Source organism: Tunturibacter gelidoferens, assembly GCF_040358255.1.
In the GTDB taxonomy this organism is placed as follows: Bacteria; Acidobacteriota; Terriglobia; order Terriglobales; family Acidobacteriaceae; genus Edaphobacter; species Edaphobacter gelidiferens.
Map to the genome: position 1 here is coordinate 340,612 of NZ_CP132938.1, position 25,548 is coordinate 366,159.

Sequence of the window (25,548 nt, forward strand, 5' to 3'; positions counted from 1 at the left end):
AACTGCAGAGACCGCTGCGGCCTTAGCTGAAGCCTACGACGGGGTGGGGGATGTAGGGTTCTTCCAGGGACGTTATCTCTTCCGGTGTGAGCTTGACGGAGAGGGCGGCTGCGGCGTCGGTGAGGTGGTTGGGTTTGGTGGCTCCTACGATGGGCGAGGTGATGTAGGGTTTGCTGAGCATCCAGGCGAGGGCCAGTGTGGCGCGGGAAATGCCTCGCTTGTCTGACAGCTCTCCGAGGCGGTCGATTACCTTTCTGTCGGCATCTTCGGTTGGGGTGTAGATGGCTTTGGCGAACTGGTCGGTGTCGTTGCGTTTTGTGGTCTCGGCATTCCAGGCGCGGGCGAGGCGGCCTCGGGCGAGCGGGCTCCAGGGGATGACGCCGATGCCTTCGGCCTGGCAGAGTCCCATCATCTCGCGCTCCTCTTCGCGGTAGAGGAGGTTGTAGTGGTTCTGCATGGAGACGAAGCGGGTCCAGCCGTGGAGGTCGGCGACGTAGAGGGCCTTGGCGAACTGCCAGGAGTACATGGAGGAGGCTCCGATGTAGCGGACCTTGCCGGATTTGACGACCTCGTGGAGGGCTTCCATGGTCTCTTCGATGGGGGTCTCATAGTCCCAGCGGTGGATCTGGTAGAGGTCGACGTAGTCGGTGCCGAGACGCTTGAGGCTCTGGTCGAGTTCGAAGAAGATCTGTTTGCGCCCGAGGCCCTTGGCGTTGGGGTCGTCATGCAAGGCGTAGAAGAGCTTGGTGGCGATGACGGTGTTCTCGCGTCTGGTGTTGGCCTTGAGGAAGCGGCCGAGGAGTTCTTCGCTGGAGCCTACGGTGTAGATGTTGGCGGTGTCGAAGAAGTTGATGCCGAGGTCGAGGGCTTGTTTGAAGAAGGGCTGGCTGTCGGCCTCGTTGAGGGCCCAGGCGTGGCTACCGGGGCGAAGGGGGCCAGCGGGAGGGACGCCGTAGGACATGCAACCGAGGGTGAAGCGCGAGACCTTCAGGCCAGTCTTACCTAGATTCACGTATTCCATGCCGTCTCCTTCGGTTTGTCCTGTTTAATTCTGCCAATCCCGAGAGGGTTACCCCCCCCCAATTACCAGCGTGTAAATCACTTATTATCAGATACTTAGGCCTAAGTTATCGCTGCAAATATTTCATTTCAAACGGGTTACGTGCAAATTCGTCACACCATTGGGTTTACGGTCCTAGCCGGATGCCAAAGCGCAAGAGCGAGAGAGCTTTACCCTCTTTCTCGAGTTTCTGATTAAGTATAGCCGGTTGGGGATAACTCATGCGCCACGTGGATGTGCTTGCGAATGAGAGAGTTGCATGGTTTTGGGGCTTGACAGGATTATGGCCGGGAGGGTCTGAGATTGAGCAGCGTATGGGTGCTAGAATTCTGGCCTGCCTATGATTGCCTGAATCGGATGTGCGTGCAGCGGTCGTGACTCCGGAGTGGTTGAGCCGGATTGTGCCTACCTGCTTTTCTCACACTGTTCAGGAGATTCCCCCATGTTGCTTCGATTTGTTGACGATATCGCTACGTCTCGTCTATCGCTCATTTCCATTACGCCCGAGATGCTGAGGGCGGAACAGGCCGGTGAAGGCCGTCTTGGCGAACTTATTCGATGTGTTGTCCCGACGAACTGGCCCCATGAGAACTGGGAGCCGCATGTCTACGATTTCATGCTGACTCAGCTTAAGGAGCATCCGGATCAGCTTGGCTGGCAGCGGTATGTCGGCCTGGTTTGTCCGGCTGGGTTTCGCACTTTGATCGGTTCGCTGGGCGCGTTTACCAAGGCGGATCGTCCGTCGGAGTGTGAGATTGGATATGGAATGCTGCCGCAGTTTGAAGGCCGAGGGTTTGCCACCGAGGGGGCCAGGGCTCTGATTGAGTATCTGAGAGAAGACGAGCGGATTGAGAGTGTGATCGCACACACGTTTCCTTCGATACCGGCTTCGATCCGGGTGATGGAGAAGTGTGGGATGGTCTTTGATGGAGATGGAGAAGAGGCGGGAACGGTGCGTTATCGGCTGCCTCTTCGGCCGTTGCTGCGAGCGGAACAGCAGATCCCTGCGGGATGACAACAAAAGGACAGGCAACGGCAACGGCTGCGACGATGGCAACGGCAACGGCTGCGACGATGGCAACGGCAAGGGCTGCGACGACGGCAACGACAGCGGCAACCGCAACCGCAGATCCCCTTCGGGGATGACAACAAAAGAACAGGCAACAACAAGGCAAAGACGAAATACGGGGATCCTTCGACTGCGTGGCTCACAAACCGTGAGCCACTTCGCTCAGGATGACGTGGATGGGTTGGATAACTCGCTCGGGGTGCGACCTTGAGTTAGTCGTCTTTGCCTTGGGCGTCGGCGAGGGCGTAGTAGCCTTTTCGGGCCTGGATCTTCTGGCCGGGTTGGCAGGTGATGTTGAGGGTGCGGAAGGTACCGTCGATTTTGGCGTTGGTTGGAGTGAAGCTGGCGAGGTACTGGGTGCGGAGTTCGTCCTGGATCTGGTCGAAGGCTTCCTGAAGCTTCTTGCCGTTGTTGCCTACGTTGATGACGCGCCCGCCGGTGTCGGTGGCCAGCTTCTGCATGTCGCGTTCGCCGGTGTCGGCGAGGTTGATGCCGAAGCCTCCGCCGTAGAAGCCTCGGTCGGAGAGGAGGATGACGTAGACGATGGCGTTGGCCTTTTGGGCGGCTTCGGTGGCAGTCTTGAGGGTTTCCTGGGAGCCCTGGTCGCCTCCGTCGGTGAGCAGGACGAGGATCTTGCGGCCGGCCTCCTGACGGAGCTTGTCGTGGGCGGCGAGGTAGACGGCGTCGAAGAGGAGGGTGCCGCGGGCGGTGCCGTTGCCGGTGACCGAGCCGGTGCCTGCACCGGTGTTGATCTCGGCTGAGTCGATGGAGCGTTTTATCTCGCGGGGGCTGTTGGTGTAGTCGGCGAGGAGGTTGACGTTAATGTCGAAGGAGATGAGGAAGGCTTCGTCTTTGGGGGTGAGGACGTCTTTGAGGAACTCGGCGCCGGACTGCTGTTCCAGGGGGAGGACGTTGCGTTGGCTGCCGCTGGTGTCGAGGAGGATGCCGATGGTGAGGGGGAGATTTTTTTCCTGGGTGAAGTTCTTGGTTTTTTGCGGAGCTTTGTCTTCGAGGATGCTGCAGTCGTCTTTGTGGAGGTTGGTGATGAAGCCGCTCTTGTCGCGGACGGAGAAGTAGACGTTGACGAGGTTGACCTGAACCTTGAGGGTCTGGGTGTCGCCGATGTCGACGGGCTGGGCGGCGGCGTCGCTGGCGGGGGGTGGGCCGCCGGGGGAGGGTGCCTCCTGCGCGTGGAGGGCGGGGGTGAGACTGAGAGCGAGGGCGACGGCGGCGAGGCAGGGGGAGCGCATACCTTATTAGACGACGAAGTTGGGGGTGAGTCTTAGGAAAATGTGCGGCTTGACGCAGATGGGCGCGGAGGCACTGATTTACTGATTTTTGGACAGGCAACGGCTAAGAACGAGCAACTACAAAAGCAAATGCGGGGGTCTCTCCACTGCGTGGTTCACGATGAGACTGTGAACCACTTCGGTCGAGATGACGCTTCTTTCAGGGTGGTGGTGGATGGGCTGCGTGGTGGTGGATGGACTGTGTCGTTGTGGGGAATTAGGAGCGGAGAAGGCGTTGGGGCGTAACTTTGTGAGGCCGCTGGGCGTCCAAGGGCATGGCGGGGCGGCTGGATTCCTGCGGGATGGGGATGGCGGCGGGGATGTTGCGCTGATAGTCTTGTAGTTCGTGAAGCTTTGGGTTGTGAAGGCCCGGCTGGAGAGTATGGGGGATTTTCGCGTGGTTAGGAACAGTATATTGGCAGGGGCTTTGGCGTGCATGATGGCTGGACAGCCGGCACTGACGCAGGCGCAGCAGGATGCACCACAGCAGCAGCCGATCCCCGATGGGCCAAAACCACAGACGATTCCTGATGCTCCGAATCCGCAGGCTCTGCCGGTTGGGCCGGTGACGCCGGGGGCGGGAACTACGCCGGAGTCGGCTGGAGACAACTCGGCTCCTGCTCAGGATGGCGGGGTGCCGAGCAGGCTGCCGGAGAGCGCGGCGCAAAAGCAGGATGAAGGGCCGCCGCCTGAGATTCCTACGGGTGGGCAGGGGCCTGAGGCGTTTACGCTGCGGGTGCAGACGAACTTTGTAGAAGTGCCGTTTACGGTGAAGGACAATAAGCAGCGGCTGGTGCCGGGACTGACGTGGCGGGATGTGCGCGTGTATGAGAATAACCTGCGGCAGAAGCTGGATCTGTTTACGGTCGATCCGTTTCCGTTGTCGGTGGCGCTGGTGATCGACCAGAGCATGACGTACGACAACATGGCGAAGGTGAACAATTCGCTGGCTGCGTTGCAGGGCGCGTTTACGCCGTATGACGAGGTCTCGGTGTTTACGTATAACAACGGGCCGAAGATGCAGACGGACTTTACCGGGGCGCAGAGTGCGCGTTTGCAGGCGGTACTGGAGCGGTCGAAGGTGACGGGGCGTGAGCCGATCTACTACGATACCGCGGGGCCGCTGGGGCAGAACATTAATATCAACGGTGGGCAGGATAGCCACACTGACCCGAACACGAATGCTACGCATGGAACGAGCATCCTTGGGATTCAGAATGTTCCGCGGGATGTGCATACGCTGAACGATGCGATTCTGGCGGCGGCGACGGCGTTGTCGAAGACCAAGACTGGTCGGCGGCGGATTATTTATGTGATCAGCGACGGGCGCGAGTATGGAAGCACGGCGAAGTTTTCGCAGGTGGTGAAGTATCTGAACACGAACAAGATTGCGGTGTATGGGACGCTGGTGGGGGATTCGTCGCTGCCGGTGATTGGGTTCCTGGATCGGATTCACCTGCCGCTGCAGATGCGGGATAACATTCTGCCTGCGTATGCGAATGCTACGGGCGGGAACTTCGATGGCGAGTTCCGGCAGAAGGGAATCGAGACGAGCTTTGCGAAGATTGCGGAAGAGGTGCGGACGCAGTATACGGTCGGCTACTACACGCATGAGCCGTTTATCGATGGGAAGTACCGGACGCTTGAGGTTAAGGTGCTGAGACCGAACCTGACCGTGATTGCGAAGAAGGGCTACTACCCGACGGCGGGCGACACGCGGCCGCCAGGGATTGTGTCGGTCAAGTAAGAGCGCGTGGCCGGCGGCGCGGCCTGATCGGAATCCGATGGAGATGCTGGTGCATGGAAATGCGCTGCTGGCGCTGGCTGCCGCAGTGCTGTGGGGTGGTGGGGACTTTTCGGGCGGCATGGGAGTGAAACATTCCGGCGGGTCGATGGTCGCCGCGCTGCGAGTGATTCTGCTGAGCCATGCCATGAGCTTCAGTGTGCTGCTGACCGTGGCACTTCTGCGGGGAGATCAGTTTCCGCATGGTGCGCCGCTAGTTTGGGGACTTACGGCGGGAGTTGCAGGTGGCACGTCGCTGACGGCCTTTTACATCGCACTGTCGCGCGGGGCGATGGGGGCTTCGGCGGCGCTGAGTGGGTTGCTCGCAGCGGCGATACCCGCAGCTGTGTCAGCGGCGATGGAGGGGTCGCCGGGATTGCTGCACATATCGGGATTTCTAGTGGCGGGAATGGCGATCTGGCTGATCGCGGCGGGGGATAATGCCGAGGCTGAGCCTGCAGATACCGGAACTTTCTGGCTGGCAATCGCCGGCGGTGTCGGCTTTGGAGTTTATTTCGTTGCTTTGAAACTAGCTGGAACGACTGGCGTGATCTGGCCGCTCGCGACGGCGAGGATGGGGAGCCTTTCGGTTTGTATGCTGATGTTGCTGGCAAGGTCTGTCACAAGCAAGAGGGGTGGGGCGAAGGTGGTGGTGACCGGAAGGGTGATGCTGTGGGCGCTCTCAACTGCGCTGCTGGATACTTCGGGGAATCTGCTGTTTCTGGCTGCGACGAGGGCCGGAAGATTGGATGTGGCGGCGGTGCTGGCTTCGCTATACCCGGCCTCGACGATTCTGCTGGCAGCGTGGATGCTGCGGGAGCGGCCTACTCGGAGGCAAGGGCTGGGGATGGCCGTGGCGGCGGCGGCGGTGGTGATGGTTACGCTCTAGTGGTGGAGTTGTAGAGGAGAACAAACAACGGCAATGTTTTTGTCGCTTTGCCCTTTGGGCTTCGCTCCAGCCTTCGGCAGAGAGGAAGCCGCTCTACGGCGGGTTTTTGACGCAGGGATGAAGCCCTGCTCTATCACAAGGCAAGGGCAACAGCAACGGCAGGAACAACGGCAAGTGCAATGGCGACGACAAGTGCAACGGCGACGACAAGTGCAACGGCCACGGCAAGAACAACGGCAAGTACAACAACGGCAAGTGCAACGGCCACGGCAAGTGCAACGGCAGCGACAACAGCAACGGCAGATCCCCTGCGGGGATGACAACCAAAAGAACAGGCAACAACAACGGCAAGAGCAGCTGCGAGAACAACGACAACAGCTGCTGGTGAGAGCGCGGTATAGCGGCTAGAGCTTAATGGCTGAGGCGTCTACCGTGGGGTTTGGGAATTTGAGTTTCAGGCTTTGCAGGGCTTCTACGAGGATGGTGGAGATGGCGATGTTGCGGTACCACTTGTGGTCGGCGGGGATGACGAACCAAGGGGCGTGTTTGGGGCTGGTGGTGGAGAGGATGCGGTCGTAGGCGTCGATGTATTGAGGCCAGAATTTGCGCTCGTGAAGGTCGGCCTCGGAGAGCTTCCAGTGTTTTTGTTTGTCGTCGATGCGGGACTGGAGGCGGCGGGTCTGTTCGTCGCGGGAGATGTGGAGGTAGAACTTCAAGATGAGGACGTCGTTGTCGGCGAGCATGCTCTCAAACTCGTTGATGTCGTCCAGGCGTCGGCGCATGACCTTGTCAATGATGATCTTGTGGACGCGGGGGGAGAGGACGTCTTCGTAGTGAGAGCGATTGAAGATGTTGATCATGCCGCGGGGTGGGACCTGGGCGTGGGCTCGCCAGAGGAAGTCGTGGCGGGATTCGAGCGGGGTGGGGACTTTGAAGGAGGCGACGTCGCAGCCCTGGGGGTTGATGCCAGAGAAGATGTGGCTGATGGTGCCGTCTTTGCCGGCGGTGTCCATGCCCTGGAGGACGATGAGCAGGGCCTTGTTCTGGCTGGCGTAGAAGACATCCTGCAGGTCTGCGAGCTGGGTGCGGTGCTTGACCAGGACGGCTGCGGCGGCTTCTTCGGATTTGTAGTTGCCGGTACCTGAGGTTGACTTTTTTGCGAGCCGGACGTGCGCGTTCGGCTTGATGAGATAGGGGGATTTGATCTTCATGCGAGTGAGCCTCGTTTTGTCCTGCCGGACGGGCCCGCTGCGCGCGGGGCGGTCACTTCGTGACGTGTTTACCGGTCCTGGTGGTTAGGATGCATTGGGCCTCCCGTTGGTCGGCACGGAATCCAGCTTGCGACCAACGGGAGCACCACGCGAAGCGGTATACAAGTCACGAAGTGACCGCCCCGCGCGCAGCGGGCCCGTCCGGCAGGACACAGTGATCGGCATCTATCAAGAGGGGTTGGATCGCGGGGAGGAAGTCGAATTACTTGACGGACTCTTCGGGCTTAGGGGTGACCGCGTGCGTAGTTTCGGTCGGCTTGTTGACCTCGTCGGTGACACCCTTCATCCCGTCCTTGAAGCCGCGGAGGCCTTCGCCCAGGCCTTTGCCGAGCTCAGGCAGTTTTTTGCCGCCGAAGAGGACAAGGACGACTACGGCGATGACGATGAGATGTGTTGGTGTAAATAGTTCGCCCATACTGTTTCTCCCTGCAGCCTGGCGCGTGCGCCGACTGCCACCCACTATTGTCGCACAGGTGCGCGCTGTCGATAGATACGCGGCAAGGGACAAAGCAGATGTTGGCTGAACGTTATATCTTGGTAACTGAAGGAAATGCAGTAGCAGATGCTGGAAGAGACGCGGAGACGGATGTTGCGATTGAAGACGAGTGGTGCATGGAAGTTGACCGGGGCGCGGAGAACGGGACAACGCGCATTCTTTGGAGTGTTGGCAACGGGTTTACTGATGACGGGCGCGACATGGAGCCGGGCGCAGGCTACTTCGTCCTCGGCCACGCCGCAAGCGACGCAGAACACGGTACCGATCTCAAATACGAAGATCGCCCTGGCGGCGCCGGTGACCTACGACAATAAGTATGAGTTCTATGTCGGAATAAACTTCATGAACTTCCAGGCCGGTCAGTCGCTGCCGCAGCGGATGAACATGGGCGGAGGCGAGTTTCTGGCGACCTACTGGCTGCCGGGGGATCACTGGTTCACCAACCACGTTGGAGTCGGCGCAGAATACCGGGGCGAGGCGGGAACGACGCCGGTCTTTGGCCAGGCGCAGGGGCTGCCGTACAACCTGAGCCGCCCGCTGGTTTACATGAATATGGGTCTGCTGGGTGCGCAGTATCGTGGACCGAAGAATCAGTATGTCGCGATCAACTATCACGCTTATGGCGGCGTGGCGCATGGGACCTTTGACGATGACCTGAGGCCAGGGCAGCCGGGGCAGCCGACGTTTTCGCAGATTACCGGACTCTATACGAACCGGACCAAGCCGATCGCGGCGCTCGGCGGAAGCATCGATATCAACCGCTCGAAGAACTGGGCGATTCGGCTTTCGCCGGATTTGATTCTGGAGCACTTCGGGACTGAGACGCGGGAGTTCTTTGCGATCTCTGGTGGTGTGGTTTATCGGATGGGGAAACAACGGTAACGGATATCTGAAGCTTGAACGAGCAAATAGAGAGCCGCCTGAATGGCGGCTTTTTTTTGCGCACTGATGGTCCTTCCGGACGGGCCCACTGCGCGTGGGGCGGTCACTTCGTGACTTGTATACCTTGTCTCGGTGGATGGAATGCCTGGTCCTCCCGTTGGTCGGGGAGAGATGGCTGCTCTTTATTCCTGCCCTACGTTTACGGGTTTGCCGGGTGTGTCGCGGTTGAGGAACTCCGGGGAAACTGGATTTTCGTAGACAGAGTAGTCGCGGGTGACGACGGTGAGGCCGCTTTGGGAGACGAAGTAGTTCTTCTTGTCCTCGTTGGGGTCGTAGCCGATGACGGTGCCGTCGGGGATGTGAACGTCGCGATCGATGATGGCGTGGCGGATGCGGCAGTGACGGCCGATGTTGACGTGAGAGAAGACGATGCTGGAGTCGACGTCGGCGTAGGAGTTGACGCGGACGTCCTGCGAGACGACGGAGTTGCGGACGACAGCTCCGGAGACGATGGAGCCGGCGGCGACGATGGAGTTGATAGCCATGCCGGTGCGGCCGGGCTCGCCGAAGACGAACTTTGCGGGCGGGTACTGGTAGGGGCGGGTGCGCATGGGCCAGGACTTGTCGTAGAGGTTGAAGGTGGGAGTGACGCCGGCGACATCCATGTTGGCTTCGTAGTAGGCCTCGAGGGTGCCGACATCGCGCCAGTAGAGGGCCTTCTGCTTGTTCTCGTCGACGAAGTTGTAGGCTTGCATTTTGACGCGGCCGAGGATGTTGGGCAGGATGTTGTGGCCGAAGTCGTGTTTGGAGTTGGGGTCTTCGGCGTCCTTGATGAGCTCGGGGAGGAGGACATCGGTGTTGAAGAGGTAGATGCCCATGGAGGCGTCAACCATGTCGGGGTTGAAGGGCGAGCGGAGCTTGGTCTCCTTTGGCTTCTCCTCGAAGCCGGTGACCTCGCCGTTGCGGGCGACTTCGACGACGCCGAAGGAAGAGACCTCTTCCGGCTTGATGGGCAGGGTCGCGATGGTGACGTCGGCTCCTGAGTCGGCGTGCTGCTGCATCATGAGGGCGTAGTTCATCTTGTAGATGTGGTCGCCGGAGAGGATGAGGACGTATTTGGGCTCTTCGGAGCCGATGGAGTAGATGTTCTGGTAGACGGCGTCGGCGGTGCCCTGGTACCAGGACTTGGAGACGCGCTGCATGGGGGGCAGGATTTCGATGAACTCGCCGAGCTCGTTGGCGACGACGGTACCCCAGCCCTCGCGGATGTGGCGGTTTAGGGAGAGGGCCTTGTACTGGGTGAGGATGTAGACGTGGCGGAGGTCGGAGTTGATGCAATTGGAGAGGGTGATGTCGATGATGCGGTACTGGCCGGCGAAGGGGACGGCGGGCTTTGCGCGATCGCGGGTGAGGGGGAAGAGCCGTTCGCCAGCACCACCAGCGAGTAGAACACCAAGGGTATCTCTCATAATCTTCCGGACTCCGACTTCTGCGTTAGGCGGCTGAGCTTCGTAGCACGTCAGTCAGATGCACAAAGCGACCCACGTGTTACAGGGAAACGCGAGTCTACCATGGAGAGATTGACTTTGGAATGTGGAGGGCGCAGCGGAGGCGAGGAAGCTCGACTTATGCGAGCCTGGACCTCGTCGCATCAGGGACTGCGTCGACTTCGGTGGTCAGACTTCGGTGATGCCGGTAGAGTCGGTGGTGTCTGTTGGTTCGTCTTCAGTGAGACTAATGCGCAAGGACTTCAGAAAGGTTACGTCGTTTGAGGTGAATGGCCCCTCGATGCCTTCGTCGGCAGCATCGGTGGCCTCATCGGCTTCTGCCTCAACCTCGTTGAGACCGATGGTGGCCTCAAGCATGAGGAGGACATCAAAACCCTGTTCGCGGATGTTTTTGACGACGCCTGCTATATCCTCCGACTCCGAGACGGACTCGTGGATTGCTTCGCCAAGTTTCTGTATCAGGTTTTTGACCTTCTGATTCAATGCCACCTCCAGGCTGCCCTATCGTTCGAACTACTCCACGCATCGGGTATTCCCAGCGAAGGTGACCGGCGGGAACGGCATTGCGGGTATGTCTGAATCGCTACCACTGATTAAAGAATACGCCCATGGCGGTTTCCGCTGCAACGGCATTTCTTGCACGGAGGTGGTATAGGAAGCTAAGTGGTTTCAACAACAGTGTGATGGTCGGCCCAAGTGTCTTCTAATCTGTGGCAGAGAAGCTCTACGGTTGGGGTGCGGCGGCATCCGAGGACCAGAAAACCAGCAGCTGCGGCACAGAATCCGCCAATCATCCAAAGAGTACTCTTCATCGTGTTGCCCCCTATTTGTGTCTGATTCCGATCTTCGGAGAAACGATGCGCCGGGCGAAGGTAAATGTTGATGAAAACCGTGGCGCGGTCGGGATGGGAATGGTTTCGTTGAGGCGTGAGGAACGGCTACACTCAGGTATGGATTCGGTTCGGTTCGGTCGTACGCTTGGAATCGGGGCTCGGCTGGCGGCTAAGACGCTGGCGACGGCGGTGGATGCGGCGAAGGCGCCTAACCCCACGGCGGCGAAGACGGCGGGCGCCCAGGTTGGTGGGGGGAGTGGCGACCGGAGCAAGGCCGAGGCGTCGGGTGCCCGGCTGGGGGAGAAGGCCGCGCGGACGACGGCTCAGGCGGTCGAGACGGGACGGGGCTTGAAGCGCGGCGGGAGGCGATTTGGCGAGGCCATCTGGGGCCCGTTTGTGAAGGCTTCGAATCAGCTTTGGCTGGAGTTTACCGGGGTTTTCTTCGGGATCTTCGCGGTGTTTGCGGTGAGCAATGCGTGGAAGATGCGTGGGGAGTGGCACGAGGCAGCGGGGAATCATGACGCGCATATGCATTTGCTGCTGGCGGTGGCGATGGCAGTGGTGTTTGGATATTTTTGCTTCAGCAGTTTTGTGAAGGCGAGTCGCAGGGGCAAGCGGAGCTAACGTTCGCCGTCGCTGGGGAGGTGTGCGGACGGGTACACTTGTTCGGCATGTCTGACGACGGGAAAAACAATTTGAAGCAGGCGGACTTGAAGCAGCCGGAGACGAGCTCCGGGATTCCGGTGGAGCTGGTCTATCGGGCTGAGGATCTTGAAGGCTTCAATGCTGCGGCGATGGTGGGCGAGCCGGGGGAGTATCCGTTTACGCGGGGGATTCAGCCGACGATGTATCGCGGGCGGCTATGGACGATGCGGCAGTATGCGGGGATGGGCGATGCGGAGGAGTCGAATAAGAGGTACAAATTTCTGCTGGCGCATGGGGCTGGAGCAAAGAGCAGAGGGGGCTTGAGTGTGGCTTTCGATCTGCCGACGCAGATTGGGTATGACTCGGACTCGCCGCTGGCGCTGGGTGAGGTGGGGAAGGTCGGGGTGGCGATTGATTCGCTCGAGGATATGCAGCGGTTGTTCGATGGAATTGCGCTGGATACGATCTCGACGTCGATGACGATCAATGCGACAGCTTCGATCCTGCTGGCGCTGTATGTCGCCGTGGCGAAACGGACGGGGGCGAAGATCAAAGAGCTGAGTGGGACGATTCAGAACGATATTTTGAAGGAGTACATTGCGCGCGGGACGTATATCTATCCGGTGACGCATGCGATGCGGCTGGTGACGGACATCTTCGCGTGGGCGGCGGAGGAGGTGCCGGAGTGGAATACGATCTCGATCTCGGGTTACCACATGCGCGAGGCTGGTTGTACGGCGGTTCAGGAGGTGGCGTTTACGCTGGCCGATGGCATGACGTATGTGCAGGCTGCCATCGATGCGGGGTTGGATGTGGATGCGTTTGCTCCGCGACTGAGTTTCTTCTTCAACTCGCATAACAACCTGCTGGAAGAGGTGGCGAAGTTTCGCGCGGCCCGGAGAATGTGGGCGCAGATTATGCGGGAGCACTTTGGCGCGAAGAAGGAGCGGAGCTGGATGCTGCGGTTTCATACACAGACGGCGGGGTCTACGCTGACGGCGCAGCAGCCGGAGAACAATGTGGTGAGAACGACGCTGCAGGCGCTGGCGGCGGTGTTGGGCGGAACGCAGAGTCTGCATACGAATGGGTTCGATGAGGCGCTGTCTTTGCCGACGGAGAATGCGGCGAGGATTGCTCTACGGACGCAGCAGATTCTGGCGCATGAGAGTGGGGTTGCACAGACGGTTGATCCGCTGGCGGGATCGTTCTATGTGGAGTCGCTGACGAATGAGATTGAGCGGCGTGCTGAGGAGTATCTTGCTACGATCGCTCGTTTTGATCTGGGCGGCAAGTACGGGATGCTTCGGGCGATTGAGCGGGGATATGTGCAGCGGGAGATACAAAATGCGGCTTATGAGTATCAGCAGGCCGTGGATGCGAAGGAAGCGATTGTTGTTGGGGTGAATGAGTTTGCAAGTGAGCAGGAAGTTGCGGTGCCAATTCAGCGGATTGATGAAGCGCTGGAGGGGCGGCAGGTGGAGCGTATTCGTGCGCTAAGGGCACGACGGGATGCGGGGGTTCATGCTGCGACGCTGGCATGCGTGGAAGATGCGGCCCGGAGCGGGGAGAACCTGATGCCGAGGATTGTGGAAGCGGTAGAGGCGATGGCGACCGTGGGCGAGGTGGCGGATGCACTGCGGCGGGTGTTTGGAGAGTATCGGGAGAGTGTTGTGGTCTGAAGCGAGGGCAAGAAGGCTGGTGGGTGGAATGTGGCCGCCTTCGTTTTTAGAATCGGTTGGAGGATTGGATTATGAGCGCGAGCGTATTCCTTCTGTTGAATCTTGCCCTTGCGTTCTACAACGTTGGAACGATCTGGGCCCACGAGATCGACATCTTCCGAACGTGGAGGCTGATCGGGCGTGCACAGTTCCACGATGTGCAAATGGTCCACTTTCGTAAGATTCCGTACTGGATATTTGCTCCGGTGGGATTAGCCCTTCTGGGCAACATCGCGCTGCTCTGGTACCACCCGGTCGGTTCGCCGGGGTGGTGTGGGTGGGCGGCGCTGGTGTTTCAGTCGCTTTCGATCCTTCTGACGGCTGCGTTCTGGGGACGGTGGCAGGGCCGGCTGGCAAGGGATGAATGCGGACCGGAGAGTCCATACCTGGCAAAGATTTTGAGGACCCATTGGTTACGGACCGCCTTGATCAATGGCTATGCCCTGGTTTTTCTGTTCTGGACGGTGAAGGTGCTGGGCTGATGCGGACTACGTTTGGAGGAGCGGTGTGGAGGCTGACACTGGGGATTCTGCTAGCCGGATGGTTCGTGCCGTCGCCTGCGGGTCAGGTTGCAACGGTGAGGATTCCGAGTTTCCAAGGGACTACATTTGCCGGGCGACCGGTGTCTCTGCCGCAGCAATTGAAAGGTGGGGTCGGCGTGCTGGTGCTCGGCTTTTCGAAGAGCTCAGGCGGTGTCTGCAAAGGTTGGGGACAGCGGCTAGCCCAGAGCTATCGCGACTCGCACGACGTAATGTACTTCCAGATGCCGGTGCTAGAGTCCGTGCCGCAGCTAATTCGCGGTATGGTCGTGAAGTCGATCAAGTCCGGCGTGCCGGAAGCAGAACAGCCGCATTTTTTGCCGGTTTTTTCCCATGAGGCAGAGTGGCGAACGATTGCGCGATACTCCAGTGCAGAGGATGCCTACGTTCTCGTTGTTGATGGACAGGGCGGCGTGCGGTGGCAGACCTCGGGTAAGGTGACGGACACTGGTTTTGAGGCTTTGAAACAGCGGGTGGAGACAGTGCGGGCGCAGTCTGCGAGAGAGTAGTCCGGAGCGTGCTGCTGCGCACGGAGGCTTCGAAAGAGTGTGAGACATCCCACCACTCTTTGCGTCTGCATCTCCAGCGATGCTTCGATGAAGCGGCGCGAGCCTTGTGCTTGATTCAGGGGAAGTTGACGAAGTTTTTGGGGAACGGGATGCATTGATTGGGTGAAAGCGCGAATCTGGACGGGTGGTTGAATGCGGGTGCCGGATGCTATCGTTTTAGTGGTCAGCATTCACGAGAGAGATAGAAGGAAGTAGCCCATGGCAGAGACAATGACACCACTTCGCAAGACAGCACTGAACGCGGTGCACCGGGCAGCTAAGTCCAAGATGGTCGACTTCGGCGGATGGGATATGCCGGTGGATTGCTGCGGATTGATTGCGGAACACATGGCGGTGCGGACGGCGGTGGGCGTGTTCGATGTGTCGCACATGGGGGATATTCAACTGCGTGGGCCGGGATCGCTGGCAGCGGTGCAGCATCTTTGCATGAACGACGCTTCGAGGCTGGCGGTTGGGCAGGCGCACTACTCGGCGATGCTGTACCCGAATGGGACTTTTGTTGATGACGTGATCGTGCACAAGCTTTCGGAGAATGATTACTTGATTGTGATTAATGCAGGGACGCGGGAGAAGGATGTGCAGTGGGTGCGGCAGACGATAGGGCATATGCCGGGCGTGCATGTGAACGACTTCAGCGACTATTACACGCAGCTTGCGATCCAGGGGCCGAGAGCCGCGCAGACGCTGCAGAAGCTGACCTCGACGGATTTGAGCACGATCAAGAACTATTGGTTCACGTGGGGGCAGGTGTGCGGGCTGCACAACGTGATGATCGCTCGCACGGGATATACCGGCGAGGATGGATTTGAGATTTATATTCCATCGGATGAGCCGACGAGCGCGCGGGTGTGGGGCGAGGTGCTGGAGGCGGGCGCTGAGTTCGGGATTCTGGCATGTGGGCTTGGGGCGCGGAATACGCTGCGGCTCGAGGCTGGAATGGCGCTGTATGGGCATGAGATCTCGGACACGATCAATGTGTTTGAGGCGGGGCTGGGGCGGTATGCGAAGCTCGACAAGCCGGAGTTTGTTGGGCGCGCCGCGTTGCTGGCGATAGAGGCGGCGGGTGGGCCGGGCCGCAAGCTCGTTGGGCTGGAGATGATCGAGCGCGGGATTGGGCGGGATGGATATACCGTGTTTTCGGTTGAAGGAATGCGGCTTGGCAAGATTACCAGCGGTTCGCCGTCGCCGTTTTTGAAAAAGAATATTGCCATGGCCTATGTGCCTGTGGAATACACCGCGCTTGATACCGAGGTTGCCGTGGAGATTCGCGGCCAGATGGTGAAGGCGAAGGTTGTTCCGCTTCCCTTCTATAAACGGGCGAAGAAATCCGCATAGCCGCAGCATCTACAATTGAGTTACACACACTTTTTCTGGAGAACGACGAATGGCTTATCCTGCGGATTACCGCTATACGAAGGAACACGAGTGGATCAAGGTCGACGGCAACATTGGAACCGTCGGCATCACGGACTACGCGCAGAACTCGCTCGGCGACATTGTGTTTGTCGATCTGCCGAAGGTGGGCGATACGGTTGAGGCTGCAAAGAGCTTCGGGTCGGTGGAGTCGGTGAAGGCTGTGTCGGATCTTTTTGCGCCGGTGTCGGGCAAGGTGACGGCGATCAACGAAGAGTTGAAAGACGCTCCGGAGAAGATCAACACGGATGCGAATACGACCTGGCTGTTGAAGGTTGAGCTTGCGGATGCGAAGCAGGTCGATGGACTTTTGACCGCGGCGGACTACGAGAAATTTACCAGCGAAGAGACCGGACACTAAAAGATGCGCTATTTGCCGAAGTCCCCCGTGGATCGCGAGGAGATGCTTGCCGAGATTGGCGTGGCGTCGATCGACGATCTGTTTTCTACGATTCCAGCGGAGTTTCAACTGAAGCGTGATCTGAAGATTCCACGGCAGCATGGGGAGTCGGAGATTCTCGATCGCTTTCGCGAGTTTGCCGAGAAGAATGCGGTTGGTTATTCGAGCTTTCTGGGCGCGGGAGTTTATCGGCACTATCGGCCGGTGATCATCGACTCGCTGGTGCAGCGCGGTGAGTTTTTGACGAGCTATACGCCGTATCAGCCGGAGATCTCGCAGGGCACGCTGCAGGCGATGTTCGAGTTCCAGACGATGATCTGCGAGCTGACGGGAATGGAGATTGCGAACGCGTCGATGTATGACGGTTCGACCGGCGCGGCAGAGGCGATCATGATGGCGGTGCGCGTGACCGGCCGCGATGGCGCGGTGATTGCGCGGACGGTGCATCCGGAGTACCGCGAGGTGATTGCTACGTATGCGCAGCACCAGGAGATTCCGACCGTTGAGGTTGGATACTCGGCGAATGGGCGCGCGGATCTTGCGGCGCTCGATGCAGCGATTACGAAGGATACGGCTTGCGTGTTGATTCAGTCGCCGAACTTCTTCGGGACGATTGAAGATGTTGCGGCGATTGCAGAGGTTGCTCATGCGAAGGGCGCTCTGCTGATTGTTTCGATTGCGGAGGCGGTGTCGCTGGGAATTGTAAGGCCGCCGGCTGAGGCGGATATTGTTTCGCTGGAGGCGCAGTCGTATGGCGTGGCGGTTGGATACGGCGGGCCTTACTGCGGCGTGATTGCTTGCAAGGAGAAGTTTCTGCGGCAGATGCCGGGACGACTGATCGGCGAGACGAAGGATATAGACGGCAAGCGCGGTTTTGTGCTGACGCTGTCGACGCGCGAGCAGCATATTCGGCGGGAGAAGGCGACTTCGAACATCTGCACGAATCAGGCGCTGGTTGCGATGATGACGACGATCTTCCTGAGCGTGTATGGCAAGCAGGGGATGAAGGAGTTGGCCGAGCAGAATTTGGCGAAGGCGGCTTATTTGCAGGGTGTGCTTGGTGCTTCTGTTGGCGCGAAGGTTTTGTTTGATGGGGCGCCGCGGTTTCATGAATTTGTGCTGGAGCTGCCTAAGAGTGCTGAGGCGACGAACGCTGCTCTGCTTGGCGAGAAGATCATCGGGGGATTGCCGCTGGCGAAGTGGTATCCGGAGCTTGGGTCGAATGCGAGTCTGTGGTGCGCGACAGAGCTGACGACGCGGAAGCAGATGGATGCTGCGGCTGCCGCGCTTGCAGGCAAGAAGGCTTAGCCATGGATGTGTCGGCGATTGTTGGCGAGGAGTTGAAGGCGGTTGAGTTCGTTGAAGATTTTCTGCAGCTTCGGTTTGAGGCTCCTCTGCTGACGTTGCATGCATGGCCGCACGTTTTGTTTCCGGAGTTTTCGGTGGCTTATGGAGAGCCGGAGTATCGGAATGCTTTGTGCGCGCAGATTAATGACAAGGTCGTGGAGGCATCGCTTGAAGAGGGCAATGCGCTGACGATTGAGTTTGAGAATGGCACGGTATTTGGGCTTTCTTTGCGGGAAGAAGATTTGGATGGACCGGAGTCGGGGAGCTACTCGGAGACCGGAGGCGCAGCGGATGCGCAGGAGTTCTAGGCGATGGCTCATTCGATCAAGCCCAAGATCATGTACATCGAGTACAAAGGCGATGGATTGACCGGGCCGGGAAGAATCGGACGTGTCACTTTCTCAAAAACGGGCGACACAGTCTATTACGCAGGTAAAGCCTTTCGAAGCTTGAAAGGAAATGGTTTCAAGGCGAACTACTTCGATGTTGCAACCTCCGAACCCTATTGGATCTCGGGACCGAAGAAGAGGGGCGGAGATTCACTGTACGCTACGAATATTGCGACTGAAATTGATGAGGACGTTCGCGAAGAGTACTGGACTGAGATTCGAAAGAAACCAGAGCTGAAGCAACAGACGCACACATAGAAAGCTGAGCGATTATGTCTGAAAAGTTCGTAGGGACGCCGAAGAAGGCTACGACGCACACGAATCAGAACGAAGATTTGATGTTTGAGAAGTCTTCGCCTGGGAAGAAGGCTTATAGGCTGGCGGAGCTGGATGTGCCTGCGGTGGATTCGATTGCGCTGCTGGGCGACGCAGTGCGTACCGACTTGGGCGTGATGCCGGAGCTGAGCGAGATCGAGATCATTCGGCACTTCACGCGGCTTTCGACGTGGAACTATGCGATTGATCTGGGGATGTATCCGCTGGGAAGCTGCACGATGAAGTACAACCCGCGTGTGAATGAGGCGGTGGCGCGACTGGAGGGGATTGCGGAGGCGCATCCTTATCAGCCGGAGTCGCTGTCGCAGGGGTGCCTGGGGATTATGAAGACGCTGTCCGATGCACTGATCGAAATCACAGGCATGGATGCGATTACACTGCAGCCGGCGGCGGGCGCGCATGGGGAGTTTACGGGGATTCTGCTGGTGCGGGCTTATCACGAGTCGAAGGGCAATCCGCGGAAGAAGATCCTGATTCCGGATTCGGCGCATGGGACCAACCCGGCGACGGCGGCGGTCTGCGGGTATGAGGTTGCCAACCTGAAGTCGAATGCTCAGGGCATGGTGGATGTGGCTGAGCTGGAGCGGATGGTCGATGAAGATACTGCCGCGCTGATGCTGACGAATCCTTCAACGATTGGTGTGTTCGAGAGCGACATTCATAAGATTGCGGACATTCTGCATGCGAAGGGCGCGCTGCTTTACATGGACGGCGCGAATATGAATGCGCTGGTGGGCAAGACGCGACCGGGTGATTTCGGCGTAGACGTGATGCATTTGAATCTGCATAAGACGTTTTCTACGCCGCATGGTGGCGGTGGTCCGGGGTCGGGGCCGGTGGCTTGCAAGAAGATTCTGGAGCCGTTTCTGCCTACCCCTGTGGTGGTGACGAAGGCAGATGGGACGCTGGGGCTGGAGTACAACCGGCCGCAGAGTGTGGGGCGCGTTCGGATGTTCTATGGCAACTTCGGAATGTTTGTGCGGGCGCTCGCTTACATTCTGGCCAATGGGCCGGATGGGCTGCGGCAGACGACCGAAGATGCGGTGTTGAATGCGAACTACATTCGCGCGAAGCTTGAGGGCACGTTCGAGTTGCCGTACAAGACGCGGTCGCTGCATGAGGTTGTGTTCTCGGACAAGATTCAGGCGAAGAACGGCGTGAAGACAGGCGATATGGGCAAGCGCCTGATCGACTACGGCTTCCATGCGTATACGGTTTCGTTCCCGTTGGTGGTCAACGGCGCGATGATGATTGAGCCGACCGAAAGCGAGAGTCGCGAGGAGCTTGATCTGCTGATCGATGCACTGAAACAGATTGCGCGTGAGGCGGAGGAGAATCCTGAGCTGGTGCAGACGGCGCCGCATACGACGCGGCTGCAGCGACTGGATGAGACGACGGCGGCGAGGAAGCCGATTCTGCGCTGGAAGGCCCCTGTGGCTGCGGAGCCTGTGCTGGTCGATACGGCCGCGAAGGAGTGGTAGCGTGTCCGTCTTCTACGATCGGCAGGACGAGCTTGAGAAGTACGAGTTCATGATGGGAGAGGCGCGTGGGCGGCTGGCGGTGACGCTGGATGTGCTGACCGATGCGCTGATCCTGATTGGGCAGCATGGGGTTTATTGCGCGAGTACGCGAAATCCTGCGATTCCGGCGCTGGATCTGCAGGCAGTGTTGATGAATCTGAACGGAGCGAAGGAGCTGGTGGCCTCGGTGATGGAACGGTTGAGGCTGGATCGGCTCGAACTGGAGAAGGAGGCGGCGAAGTAGGGATCTCTACTCGCCGCTTCGACTTATTCCGTCGGTCTTGAATCGCTGAGTTCGCTTACTGAGCTTTGACGGTTACATATTCGTCGGTGGTGGCCCATTTGACGTGGAGCTCGGTGGTGGCGCCGTTGGTGTGTTCGAAGGAGATGGACATGTTTTCCTGCGAGGCGGGGAGGGTCTGGCTGGTCATGGGCGTGCGGCCGAGGTCCTGCGCTTCGGAGTACTCGGTGCCCCATTGGCCGGTCTGCTTGTTGACGATGAGCAGCCACTGGCTGGCGTTGGGCAGGGTGTAGACGGTGTAGGTGCCGGCGGGGACATCGAGTGTGCCGATCTTCAGGTTGGTGGCGGTGATGAGGGTGGTGGCGGGGTTGGCTCCGGTGCGCCAGACCTGGCCGTAGGGGACGATGGTGGTGCCGATGGTGCGGCCTTTGAGGCGGGGCGAATTGTATTTGATGGTGACCTGCTTGCCGTTGAGGCTGACCTCGGCGGTGGCGGCGGGGCTGGCGAGGGGCTTTGCCGACGGTTGAGCGCTGTCCATCTTTACGCCTCCGCTCTGCGCGTTGATCTGGAGCGTGGTTGCGGTGGTGAGGAGAGTGCAACAGGCGGCTAGGGCGAGGGAGCGGAGGTGCATTCTTGGTCTCTCTTTCGTGATGCGCTGGGCTGCGGTTAGGAAGGCTTTTCGGTGCTGGAGTTGATGCTCCACTGGGTGGGCTCGGGCTGTCAACCAGGGGCGATCGTGCTAGGCTAGAGGTATGCGCCCGTAGCTCAGCTGGATAGAGCGGCAGCCTCCGAAGCTGTAGGTCAGAAGTTCGAATCTTCTCGGGCGCACCACACCCACATCGATATAGATGGCCAGTTCCCCCAAAGCTGACTTTGCGGGACGAAGGAGATTTGTGTCTCTAGTCTCCCTCTACCAGAAACGTCAGGGACTGAGAGTTTTACCAATATCCCAGGCGAACTTTTCTAACTATTTTGTTTCTTACTTCGTCGCGAACGGAATGCATGCAGTTGCGCCGATTCCATTTCGCTCGAAGAAGCGTGCGTGGCAAAGAAGAGAGCAACGGCATCTGCGGTAACTTGCCCCGATAGCCACTTAGGAAGGGTCCGAATGAGCATGGCGCACGTAGCTTCCGGCTTTCTCATGGAATCTCCTGCGCCCTGGCGCGCAGACTGGTTATGGGGCTGTCCTTTGATCGTAATAACAGTGATTATTCATGTGCTGGGCCTCGGGCTCATAAGCCAAAGGTCGCTGCGGATTTCACAGAATATTATGAAGCGCCGCCACCGAACGCCCGCATTTGCCGTGGTGATGGGTGCTACAACTCTCGTCTTAACTCTTATGCACGGGATAGAGACCAGCATCTGGGCTGTCGCCTACTACGTCATTGGTGCTCTCCCAGATCCGAAGGCTGCGATGCTCTATTCGTTCGGCGCGATGACAACATACGGACATCAGAATCTGTTTCTGGAAGATCGCTGGCGACTGCTGGGACCGATTGAGGCGCTCAATGGATGGTTGCTCTTTGGATTGTCCACCGCTTTTCTCTTCTGGATGATTCAGGAAGTCTCGCCGGGCAATCGGACTGTTCACTAGTTGTTTCAAGCGATTTTTCGCTAGTTAAAAGGGGAAGGCGGCGGCTCCGATTACACCGGGGCCGCCGCCTTTTGCCTGTTGCTGGTTACGTTTGAGTTGGTTAGAAGACGAACTTGCCTAGCAGCTGGATCTGGCGGGGTCCGTAGAGGATGTTGGAGGTGCTGGTGGGGGTTCCGAAGGATGGGTTGGGAGCGAAGCAGCCTGACGATCCTGGGAAGTTGCAGCTGGTTGGTGAAGCAGCGGTGGAGGCTGCCGTGTAGTTGACCAGTGAGTTGTTGACCGAGAGGATGTTGCGGTGGTTGAGGAGGTTGAAGGCCTCTGCTGCGACTTCGATTGCCATGCCTTCGTGGACCGGGAAGCTGCGGGAGACGCGGGAGTCGAAGTTGTGAACGCCGGGGCCGGTGAAGGCGTTGCGGCGAGCGATCTGATCGGGAACACGGGTTCCGGTGCCGGAGGTGAGGACTGCGCCGGTAACACCGCCGTCGCCCCCACCGAGCGCGGAGGAGATGGTCCCGTTGATGAAGCCGGTGACGGGGAATCCAGTCTGTGCGGTGTAGCTTCCGGAGAGCTGCCAGCCGTTGGCGGCGTAGGCGGCGTAGCGGTTGGCGATGGGGAGCTTCGACGTAGCGACGATGGAGCCGACGAAGCGGCCGCGTTGATCGATGTCGGAGCGGGCATATTCTGCGCCGCGACCCTGACGGTGACCTTCGGCGAAGGGGATCAGAGGAGCGTCGGTGCCGTTGAAGGTACCGTTAGGTGCGCCGGACTGTCCTCCGTCCATGGTCTTGGCCCAGGTGTAGTTGGCGAGGACCTCGACGCCGTAGCTGAGGGGCTTGCGAACGGAGACCGCCATGGAGTGATACCAGCTGTTGACGTCCGATTGGCCGGTGAGGATGGAGCCGGTGGCAGTGGAGAGACGCTTGGTGTAGATGGGAACGATGATAGGGGTGATGCCGGATGCACTGGAGGAGTAGTAGGGGCGGTTCGAGATGACGCCGTTGACGGGGTCCACGTTGGTGTCGACGAAGATGGGAAGACGCATGCCGCGGGTTCCGACGTAGCCGATGGAGAGGGTGGAGTGGAGCGGAAGCTGTTGCTCGACTGCCAGGTCATAGGAGTGGGTGAAGGGGTTGAGGAAGTTGGGTGCGGCGCCACGGATGTTTAGGGTGGACGCTGGGAGGCCTGGGTTGAAGGCGGGCGTTGGGGCTCCGGTGACCTGGTTGATGGGAGCTGGTCCGGGAGGCGTGAAGGCTGGTATGCCGCCCTGCGGTGCGAAGCTATCGTAAACTGCGCCGGAGTTTCCGTTGAATTTACGGTTGGGGCCGCCGGCGGGAGCGCCGGTGATTGCGCTGTATGTACCGCTGGGGCTGTAGGTGCGAGTGCTGAACTGCTGCTGGTAGACGCCGTTTTCGCGGCGCAGGGTGTACCAGGTGGAGTTGGAGGTCAGGCCGAAGAAGAGCCCGTATCCGCCGCGGACGACGGTTCCCTCGTGCGGGCTCCAGGCGAAGCCGATGCGGGGCGCGACCATGTGGTAGTCAGTGTTGATGACCGAGGTGGCGTTGAAGGCCGGAGTGCTGGTCGTGTTGGGACGGTCGGGCTGGGGGACGAGTTGGACGTCGTATCGCGCACCAAGCGAGAGGAGGAGTTTGGGTGTGACCTTCCAGTCGTCTTCGGCGAAGATATCGAGGTTCTTGTTCCAGAAGTCGTCTGCGCCGATGCCGGTGATGGGGTCGGTGGTCTGAGAGAAGGAGCTATAGTGACGGCCACCGTTGACCTGATAGACGTCCTGGATCCAGTTGGCGAATTCGGCTTCGACGGTGCCGGTGGAGTAGGAGAAGCTGCCGTCGCCGCCGAAGAGGTTGGCGATCTGCTCGTGGATGAGATTGACGTCTACGCCGAGCTTGACGGAGTGCTTGCCGAAGATGGTGGAGTAGATGTCGGTGATCTGAATGCGGTGCTCGTCAGGGAATGCTCCGCGGGGAAGGGCGGAGGTCTCGCCATAGGCCGCGACGCCAACCGTGGAGCTACCGATGCTGAGAGCCGGGCCGCCGGAGTTGGTGCTGGCGGTCTCAAGGTCGCGCGACCACTGGAAGTGGACCACGTTGGCCGAGTTGGAGGTGAGTTGGGTCTCGGCGTTAGCCACGACGTAGCGCTGGTGGAAGTTGACTCCGCCGTTCTGCGTGACCGAGCCGTTGTTGACGGTGGTGGAGGTGTTGTAGCCGTTGGGCTGCTTGAAGTTTTCGAAGAGGAAACTGGCCGAGAGGTGGGTCTTCGAGCTGAGCTGGTAGTCGAGACGCGGGAAGTAGATGTCCTGCTTGGTATTGCGCGCGAAGGAGCCGAGCAGCTTGGTCTGGATGAAGTCTACCGCCTGCGAACACTGGGCCGGGCTAACGCCGGTGATGGTGGTGGGGTAGATGTTTCCTGCGTCCGAGACGTAGGTGGTGCCGCCGTCGCAGAGATGAGTAAGGTTAGCTACACTGGTGGTCGCGGAGTTGTAGGTGGAGAGATAGGTGATGGGGTTGACCTTGCGGTAGCCATCGTAGGTGAAGTGGAAGAAGAGCTTGTCCTTGAGGATGGGTCCGCCGATCGAGACTCCGAACTGGTTCTGTGTCTTTACGGGCTGATTGAGGAGGAACGGATTGTGGGTGAGGTTCCCGTTGTACTTGTTGAGGGGGTCAAGGGCGTTCCAGCCGGGAGTGCGGTAGTACTCGAAGACGTCGCCGTGAAACTGGTTGGTTCCTGATTTCGTGATCGCGTTGACGATGCCGCCCGCAGCCTGGCCGAGCTCAGCCGAGTAGCCGCTGACGCTGGATTGGAACTCCTGAATGGACTCGAGCGGATAGACGTAGGGGGCACCTATGGAGCGGCCGCGTGCCTCGGAGAAGAAGGCCTGCTGGTTGTTGGCGCCGTCGACCAGGTTGGTGTTGTAGAGGCCGGAGACGCCGCGATAGCTGATGAGGCCGGTGTTGCCGTCGGGGGCAACGTTGGGGGTAGCGAGCACGAAGTTATCCCAACGGCGGCCGTTGACGGGCAAGTTGGAGATGAGGTGCTGGTCGATGGTCTGCGAGATCTGGTTTTTGTCGGTGTCGATGATTGGGGATTCAGTCGAGACCTGAACCTCTGTGGAGACGGAGGCGGTAGGCAGAGCGGCGTCGACGGTGAGGACCTGGCCAACGGTGACGGTGAGATTCTTGCGGTCGATCTTGCCGAAGCCGCCGCCTCCGAGGACGACTTCGTAGTGGCCGGGCTGGAGGAAGGTGGCGCTGTAGGAGCCATCGGAGCCGGTGGTGATGGAGCGGGAGACACCAGTGTCGACGTTGGTGACGACGACAGCGGCGCCGGGGATGGCAGCTCCAGAGGTGTCGGTGACCGTGCCGGCGATGTTGCCAACTGCGGCTGTCTGAGCGACGACTGGATAGCTAAGGGACGCGAGGAGGGCTGCTGCGACACACGCGAGCAAACCGTTAGAGACGGAGGGACGTTTCATATGTACTGGCTCCTGAAAACACCGATTAAAAAAGGAACGGTGTGTGAAGGGTTAGCGGCTATTGGAATCCGGGTTTCGTGTCTTCCGGAGACGTTCGCGTGCAACCTAAAATGACTTTGTTGTAGTACTTAAACACTCAGGCTTTGGGGTGGGGACTGTCAAGTGACCTTTTGAGCGTCGGAATTGGCATCAGGCGACAAAACGCCCTCGCCAGCCGCCTCTTTACGAGGAAGTTGAGATATTCCGTGGTGTTTTTGTGTGAGAAGAAAA

The 25,548-nt window shown here is 59.2% G+C and carries 26 protein-coding genes and 1 tRNA gene; 19 read left to right on the forward strand and 8 right to left on the reverse strand.

The window, feature by feature from the left end; translation table 11 throughout:
* Positions 1-22: 22 nt before the first annotated feature.
* On the reverse strand, positions 23-1,021 hold the full coding sequence (locus tag RBB81_RS01935; protein WP_353072524.1) for an aldo/keto reductase: 999 nt from the start codon (positions 1,019-1,021) through the stop codon (positions 23-25).
* A gap of 481 nt (positions 1,022-1,502) precedes the next feature.
* Between RBB81_RS01935 and RBB81_RS01940 the strand changes: the two genes are divergently transcribed.
* Together RBB81_RS01940 and RBB81_RS01945 are read left to right on the forward strand one after the other, a co-directional pair.
* Complete coding sequence (locus RBB81_RS01940) at positions 1,503-2,075, forward strand: GNAT family N-acetyltransferase (protein ID WP_353072525.1); 573 nt, start codon at positions 1,503-1,505, stop codon at positions 2,073-2,075.
* On the forward strand, positions 2,072-2,206 hold the full coding sequence (locus RBB81_RS01945; RefSeq protein ID WP_353072526.1) for a hypothetical protein: 135 nt from the start codon (positions 2,072-2,074) through the stop codon (positions 2,204-2,206). The genes RBB81_RS01940 and RBB81_RS01945 overlap by 4 nt, the downstream gene beginning before the upstream one ends.
* A gap of 135 nt (positions 2,207-2,341) precedes the next feature.
* Here RBB81_RS01945 and RBB81_RS01950 read toward each other — a convergent pair whose 3' ends face one another.
* Positions 2,342-3,379, reverse strand: coding sequence for a VWA domain-containing protein (locus RBB81_RS01950; RefSeq protein ID WP_179586159.1), 1,038 nt, complete (start codon positions 3,377-3,379; stop codon positions 2,342-2,344).
* 187 nt (positions 3,380-3,566) lie between these two features.
* Here RBB81_RS01950 and RBB81_RS01955 point away from each other — a divergent pair, with 187 nt between their 5' ends.
* The 3 genes from RBB81_RS01955 (at position 3,567) to RBB81_RS01965 (ending at position 6,090) form a co-directional block, all read left to right on the forward strand.
* Positions 3,567-3,761, forward strand: coding sequence for a hypothetical protein (locus tag RBB81_RS01955; RefSeq protein WP_179586161.1), 195 nt, complete (start codon positions 3,567-3,569; stop codon positions 3,759-3,761).
* A 93-nt stretch (positions 3,762-3,854) separates the two neighbouring features.
* Positions 3,855-5,165: a VWA domain-containing protein gene (locus tag RBB81_RS01960; protein ID WP_353072527.1), complete on the forward strand. Its 1,311-nt coding sequence runs from the start codon at positions 3,855-3,857 to the stop codon at positions 5,163-5,165.
* Positions 5,166-5,208: 43 nt separating this feature from the next.
* The gene (locus RBB81_RS01965; RefSeq protein WP_353073884.1) at positions 5,209-6,090 is read left to right on the forward strand and encodes an EamA family transporter; all 882 of its coding nucleotides are present in this window, start codon (positions 5,209-5,211) and stop codon (positions 6,088-6,090) included.
* A 404-nt stretch (positions 6,091-6,494) separates the two neighbouring features.
* On the opposite strand, the gene RBB81_RS01970 is transcribed toward RBB81_RS01965, so the two are convergent.
* Complete coding sequence (locus RBB81_RS01970; RefSeq protein ID WP_353072528.1) at positions 6,495-7,301, reverse strand: polyphosphate kinase 2 family protein; 807 nt, start codon at positions 7,299-7,301, stop codon at positions 6,495-6,497.
* 262 nt (positions 7,302-7,563) lie between these two features.
* Entirely contained in the window at positions 7,564-7,776 is a 213-nt protein-coding gene (locus RBB81_RS01975; protein WP_158945869.1) for a Sec-independent protein translocase subunit TatA/TatB, read from the reverse strand.
* Between the two features lie 147 nt (positions 7,777-7,923).
* On the opposite strand from RBB81_RS01975, the gene RBB81_RS01980 reads away from it, so the two are divergent.
* Complete coding sequence (locus RBB81_RS01980) at positions 7,924-8,739, forward strand: hypothetical protein (protein ID WP_246373786.1); 816 nt, start codon at positions 7,924-7,926, stop codon at positions 8,737-8,739.
* Between the two features lie 182 nt (positions 8,740-8,921).
* Here RBB81_RS01980 and glgC read toward each other — a convergent pair whose 3' ends face one another.
* Positions 8,922-10,208 carry a glucose-1-phosphate adenylyltransferase gene (glgC, locus tag RBB81_RS01985; RefSeq protein WP_183791462.1) on the reverse strand — a complete coding sequence of 429 codons (1,287 nt, stop codon included), beginning with the start codon at positions 10,206-10,208 and terminating at the stop codon, positions 8,922-8,924.
* 207 nt (positions 10,209-10,415) lie between these two features.
* A complete protein-coding gene (locus RBB81_RS01990; RefSeq protein WP_423248047.1) occupies positions 10,416-10,736 on the reverse strand; it encodes a hypothetical protein in 321 nt (106 codons plus the stop codon).
* 461 nt (positions 10,737-11,197) lie between these two features.
* Between RBB81_RS01990 and RBB81_RS01995 the strand changes: the two genes are divergently transcribed.
* From RBB81_RS01995 to RBB81_RS02045, 11 genes are all read left to right on the forward strand, one after another.
* On the forward strand, positions 11,198-11,704 hold the full coding sequence (locus RBB81_RS01995; RefSeq protein ID WP_353072530.1) for a hypothetical protein: 507 nt from the start codon (positions 11,198-11,200) through the stop codon (positions 11,702-11,704).
* 71 nt (positions 11,705-11,775) lie between these two features.
* Positions 11,776-13,404, forward strand: coding sequence for an acyl-CoA mutase large subunit family protein (locus tag RBB81_RS02000; protein ID WP_353072531.1), 1,629 nt, complete (start codon positions 11,776-11,778; stop codon positions 13,402-13,404).
* 71 nt (positions 13,405-13,475) lie between these two features.
* Positions 13,476-13,925 (forward strand): hypothetical protein, encoded by a 450-nt coding sequence (locus RBB81_RS02005; protein ID WP_353072532.1) that lies wholly within the window; start codon positions 13,476-13,478, stop codon positions 13,923-13,925.
* Positions 13,925-14,491 carry a hypothetical protein gene (locus RBB81_RS02010; protein WP_353072533.1) on the forward strand — a complete coding sequence of 189 codons (567 nt, stop codon included), beginning with the start codon at positions 13,925-13,927 and terminating at the stop codon, positions 14,489-14,491. Before RBB81_RS02005 ends, RBB81_RS02010 begins: the two co-directional genes overlap by 1 nt.
* A 258-nt stretch (positions 14,492-14,749) precedes the next feature.
* Positions 14,750-15,886 carry a glycine cleavage system aminomethyltransferase GcvT gene (gene gcvT, locus RBB81_RS02015; protein ID WP_353072534.1) on the forward strand — a complete coding sequence of 379 codons (1,137 nt, stop codon included), beginning with the start codon at positions 14,750-14,752 and terminating at the stop codon, positions 15,884-15,886.
* A gap of 49 nt (positions 15,887-15,935) precedes the next feature.
* Positions 15,936-16,325 (forward strand): glycine cleavage system protein GcvH, encoded by a 390-nt coding sequence (gene gcvH / locus RBB81_RS02020; RefSeq protein WP_179586185.1) that lies wholly within the window; start codon positions 15,936-15,938, stop codon positions 16,323-16,325.
* Between the two features lie 3 nt (positions 16,326-16,328).
* Positions 16,329-17,672 (forward strand): aminomethyl-transferring glycine dehydrogenase subunit GcvPA, encoded by a 1,344-nt coding sequence (gene gcvPA, locus RBB81_RS02025; protein WP_353072535.1) that lies wholly within the window; start codon positions 16,329-16,331, stop codon positions 17,670-17,672.
* Between the two features lie 2 nt (positions 17,673-17,674).
* Positions 17,675-18,019, forward strand: a complete 345-nt coding sequence (locus tag RBB81_RS02030) for a hypothetical protein (protein WP_353072536.1) — start codon at positions 17,675-17,677, stop codon at positions 18,017-18,019.
* Between the two features lie 3 nt (positions 18,020-18,022).
* Entirely contained in the window at positions 18,023-18,358 is a 336-nt protein-coding gene (locus RBB81_RS02035; RefSeq protein ID WP_218892508.1) for a hypothetical protein, read from the forward strand.
* 14 nt (positions 18,359-18,372) lie between these two features.
* Complete coding sequence (gene gcvPB / locus RBB81_RS02040) at positions 18,373-19,917, forward strand: aminomethyl-transferring glycine dehydrogenase subunit GcvPB (RefSeq protein ID WP_353072537.1); 1,545 nt, start codon at positions 18,373-18,375, stop codon at positions 19,915-19,917.
* A 1-nt stretch (position 19,918) separates the two neighbouring features.
* Positions 19,919-20,200 carry a hypothetical protein gene (locus RBB81_RS02045; protein WP_179586193.1) on the forward strand — a complete coding sequence of 94 codons (282 nt, stop codon included), beginning with the start codon at positions 19,919-19,921 and terminating at the stop codon, positions 20,198-20,200.
* Positions 20,201-20,255: 55 nt separating this feature from the next.
* Here RBB81_RS02045 and RBB81_RS02050 read toward each other — a convergent pair whose 3' ends face one another.
* Positions 20,256-20,828 carry a DUF2911 domain-containing protein gene (locus RBB81_RS02050; RefSeq protein ID WP_179586195.1) on the reverse strand — a complete coding sequence of 191 codons (573 nt, stop codon included), beginning with the start codon at positions 20,826-20,828 and terminating at the stop codon, positions 20,256-20,258.
* A 123-nt stretch (positions 20,829-20,951) separates the two neighbouring features.
* Between RBB81_RS02050 and RBB81_RS02055 the strand changes: the two genes are divergently transcribed.
* Both RBB81_RS02055 and RBB81_RS02060 read left to right on the forward strand, forming a co-directional pair.
* Positions 20,952-21,028 (forward strand) — tRNA-Arg (locus tag RBB81_RS02055).
* A gap of 439 nt (positions 21,029-21,467) precedes the next feature.
* Positions 21,468-21,791 carry a hypothetical protein gene (locus tag RBB81_RS02060; RefSeq protein ID WP_257025749.1) on the forward strand — a complete coding sequence of 108 codons (324 nt, stop codon included), beginning with the start codon at positions 21,468-21,470 and terminating at the stop codon, positions 21,789-21,791.
* A gap of 100 nt (positions 21,792-21,891) precedes the next feature.
* Here RBB81_RS02060 and RBB81_RS02065 read toward each other — a convergent pair whose 3' ends face one another.
* Positions 21,892-25,278, reverse strand: a complete 3,387-nt coding sequence (locus RBB81_RS02065) for a TonB-dependent receptor (protein ID WP_353072538.1) — start codon at positions 25,276-25,278, stop codon at positions 21,892-21,894.
* Between the last annotated feature and the right edge of the window lie 270 nt (positions 25,279-25,548).

Excerpts from the sequence above, each read along its gene's own strand:
- RBB81_RS01960 (WP_353072527.1), top strand. The coding sequence starts at position 3,855 with ATGATGGCTGGACAGCCGGCACTGACGCAGGCGCAGCAGGATGCACCA.
- glgC (WP_183791462.1), bottom strand. The coding sequence starts at position 10,208 with ATGAGAGATACCCTTGGTGTTCTACTCGCTGGTGGTGCTGGCGAACGG.
- gcvH (WP_179586185.1), top strand. The coding sequence starts at position 15,936 with ATGGCTTATCCTGCGGATTACCGCTATACGAAGGAACACGAGTGGATC.
- RBB81_RS02005 (WP_353072532.1), top strand. The coding sequence starts at position 13,476 with ATGAGCGCGAGCGTATTCCTTCTGTTGAATCTTGCCCTTGCGTTCTAC.
- gcvPB (WP_353072537.1), top strand. The coding sequence starts at position 18,373 with ATGTCTGAAAAGTTCGTAGGGACGCCGAAGAAGGCTACGACGCACACG.
- gcvPA (WP_353072535.1), top strand. The coding sequence starts at position 16,329 with ATGCGCTATTTGCCGAAGTCCCCCGTGGATCGCGAGGAGATGCTTGCC.
- RBB81_RS01940 (WP_353072525.1), top strand. The coding sequence starts at position 1,503 with ATGTTGCTTCGATTTGTTGACGATATCGCTACGTCTCGTCTATCGCTC.
- RBB81_RS01955 (WP_179586161.1), top strand. The coding sequence starts at position 3,567 with ATGACGCTTCTTTCAGGGTGGTGGTGGATGGGCTGCGTGGTGGTGGAT.
- gcvT (WP_353072534.1), top strand. The coding sequence starts at position 14,750 with ATGGCAGAGACAATGACACCACTTCGCAAGACAGCACTGAACGCGGTG.
- RBB81_RS01975 (WP_158945869.1), bottom strand. The coding sequence starts at position 7,776 with ATGGGCGAACTATTTACACCAACACATCTCATCGTCATCGCCGTAGTC.
- RBB81_RS01995 (WP_353072530.1), top strand. The coding sequence starts at position 11,198 with ATGGATTCGGTTCGGTTCGGTCGTACGCTTGGAATCGGGGCTCGGCTG.
- RBB81_RS02030 (WP_353072536.1), top strand. The coding sequence starts at position 17,675 with ATGGATGTGTCGGCGATTGTTGGCGAGGAGTTGAAGGCGGTTGAGTTC.
- RBB81_RS02050 (WP_179586195.1), bottom strand. The coding sequence starts at position 20,828 with ATGCACCTCCGCTCCCTCGCCCTAGCCGCCTGTTGCACTCTCCTCACC.
- RBB81_RS02035 (WP_218892508.1), top strand. The coding sequence starts at position 18,023 with ATGGCTCATTCGATCAAGCCCAAGATCATGTACATCGAGTACAAAGGC.
- RBB81_RS01950 (WP_179586159.1), bottom strand. The coding sequence starts at position 3,379 with ATGCGCTCCCCCTGCCTCGCCGCCGTCGCCCTCGCTCTCAGTCTCACC.
- RBB81_RS02060 (WP_257025749.1), top strand. The coding sequence starts at position 21,468 with ATGAAGCGCCGCCACCGAACGCCCGCATTTGCCGTGGTGATGGGTGCT.
- RBB81_RS02010 (WP_353072533.1), top strand. The coding sequence starts at position 13,925 with ATGCGGACTACGTTTGGAGGAGCGGTGTGGAGGCTGACACTGGGGATT.
- RBB81_RS01945 (WP_353072526.1), top strand. The coding sequence starts at position 2,072 with ATGACAACAAAAGGACAGGCAACGGCAACGGCTGCGACGATGGCAACG.
- RBB81_RS01965 (WP_353073884.1), top strand. The coding sequence starts at position 5,209 with ATGCTGGTGCATGGAAATGCGCTGCTGGCGCTGGCTGCCGCAGTGCTG.
- RBB81_RS01980 (WP_246373786.1), top strand. The coding sequence starts at position 7,924 with ATGCTGGAAGAGACGCGGAGACGGATGTTGCGATTGAAGACGAGTGGT.
- RBB81_RS01935 (WP_353072524.1), bottom strand. The coding sequence starts at position 1,021 with ATGGAATACGTGAATCTAGGTAAGACTGGCCTGAAGGTCTCGCGCTTC.
- RBB81_RS02065 (WP_353072538.1), bottom strand. The coding sequence starts at position 25,278 with ATGAAACGTCCCTCCGTCTCTAACGGTTTGCTCGCGTGTGTCGCAGCA.
- RBB81_RS01970 (WP_353072528.1), bottom strand. The coding sequence starts at position 7,301 with ATGAAGATCAAATCCCCCTATCTCATCAAGCCGAACGCGCACGTCCGG.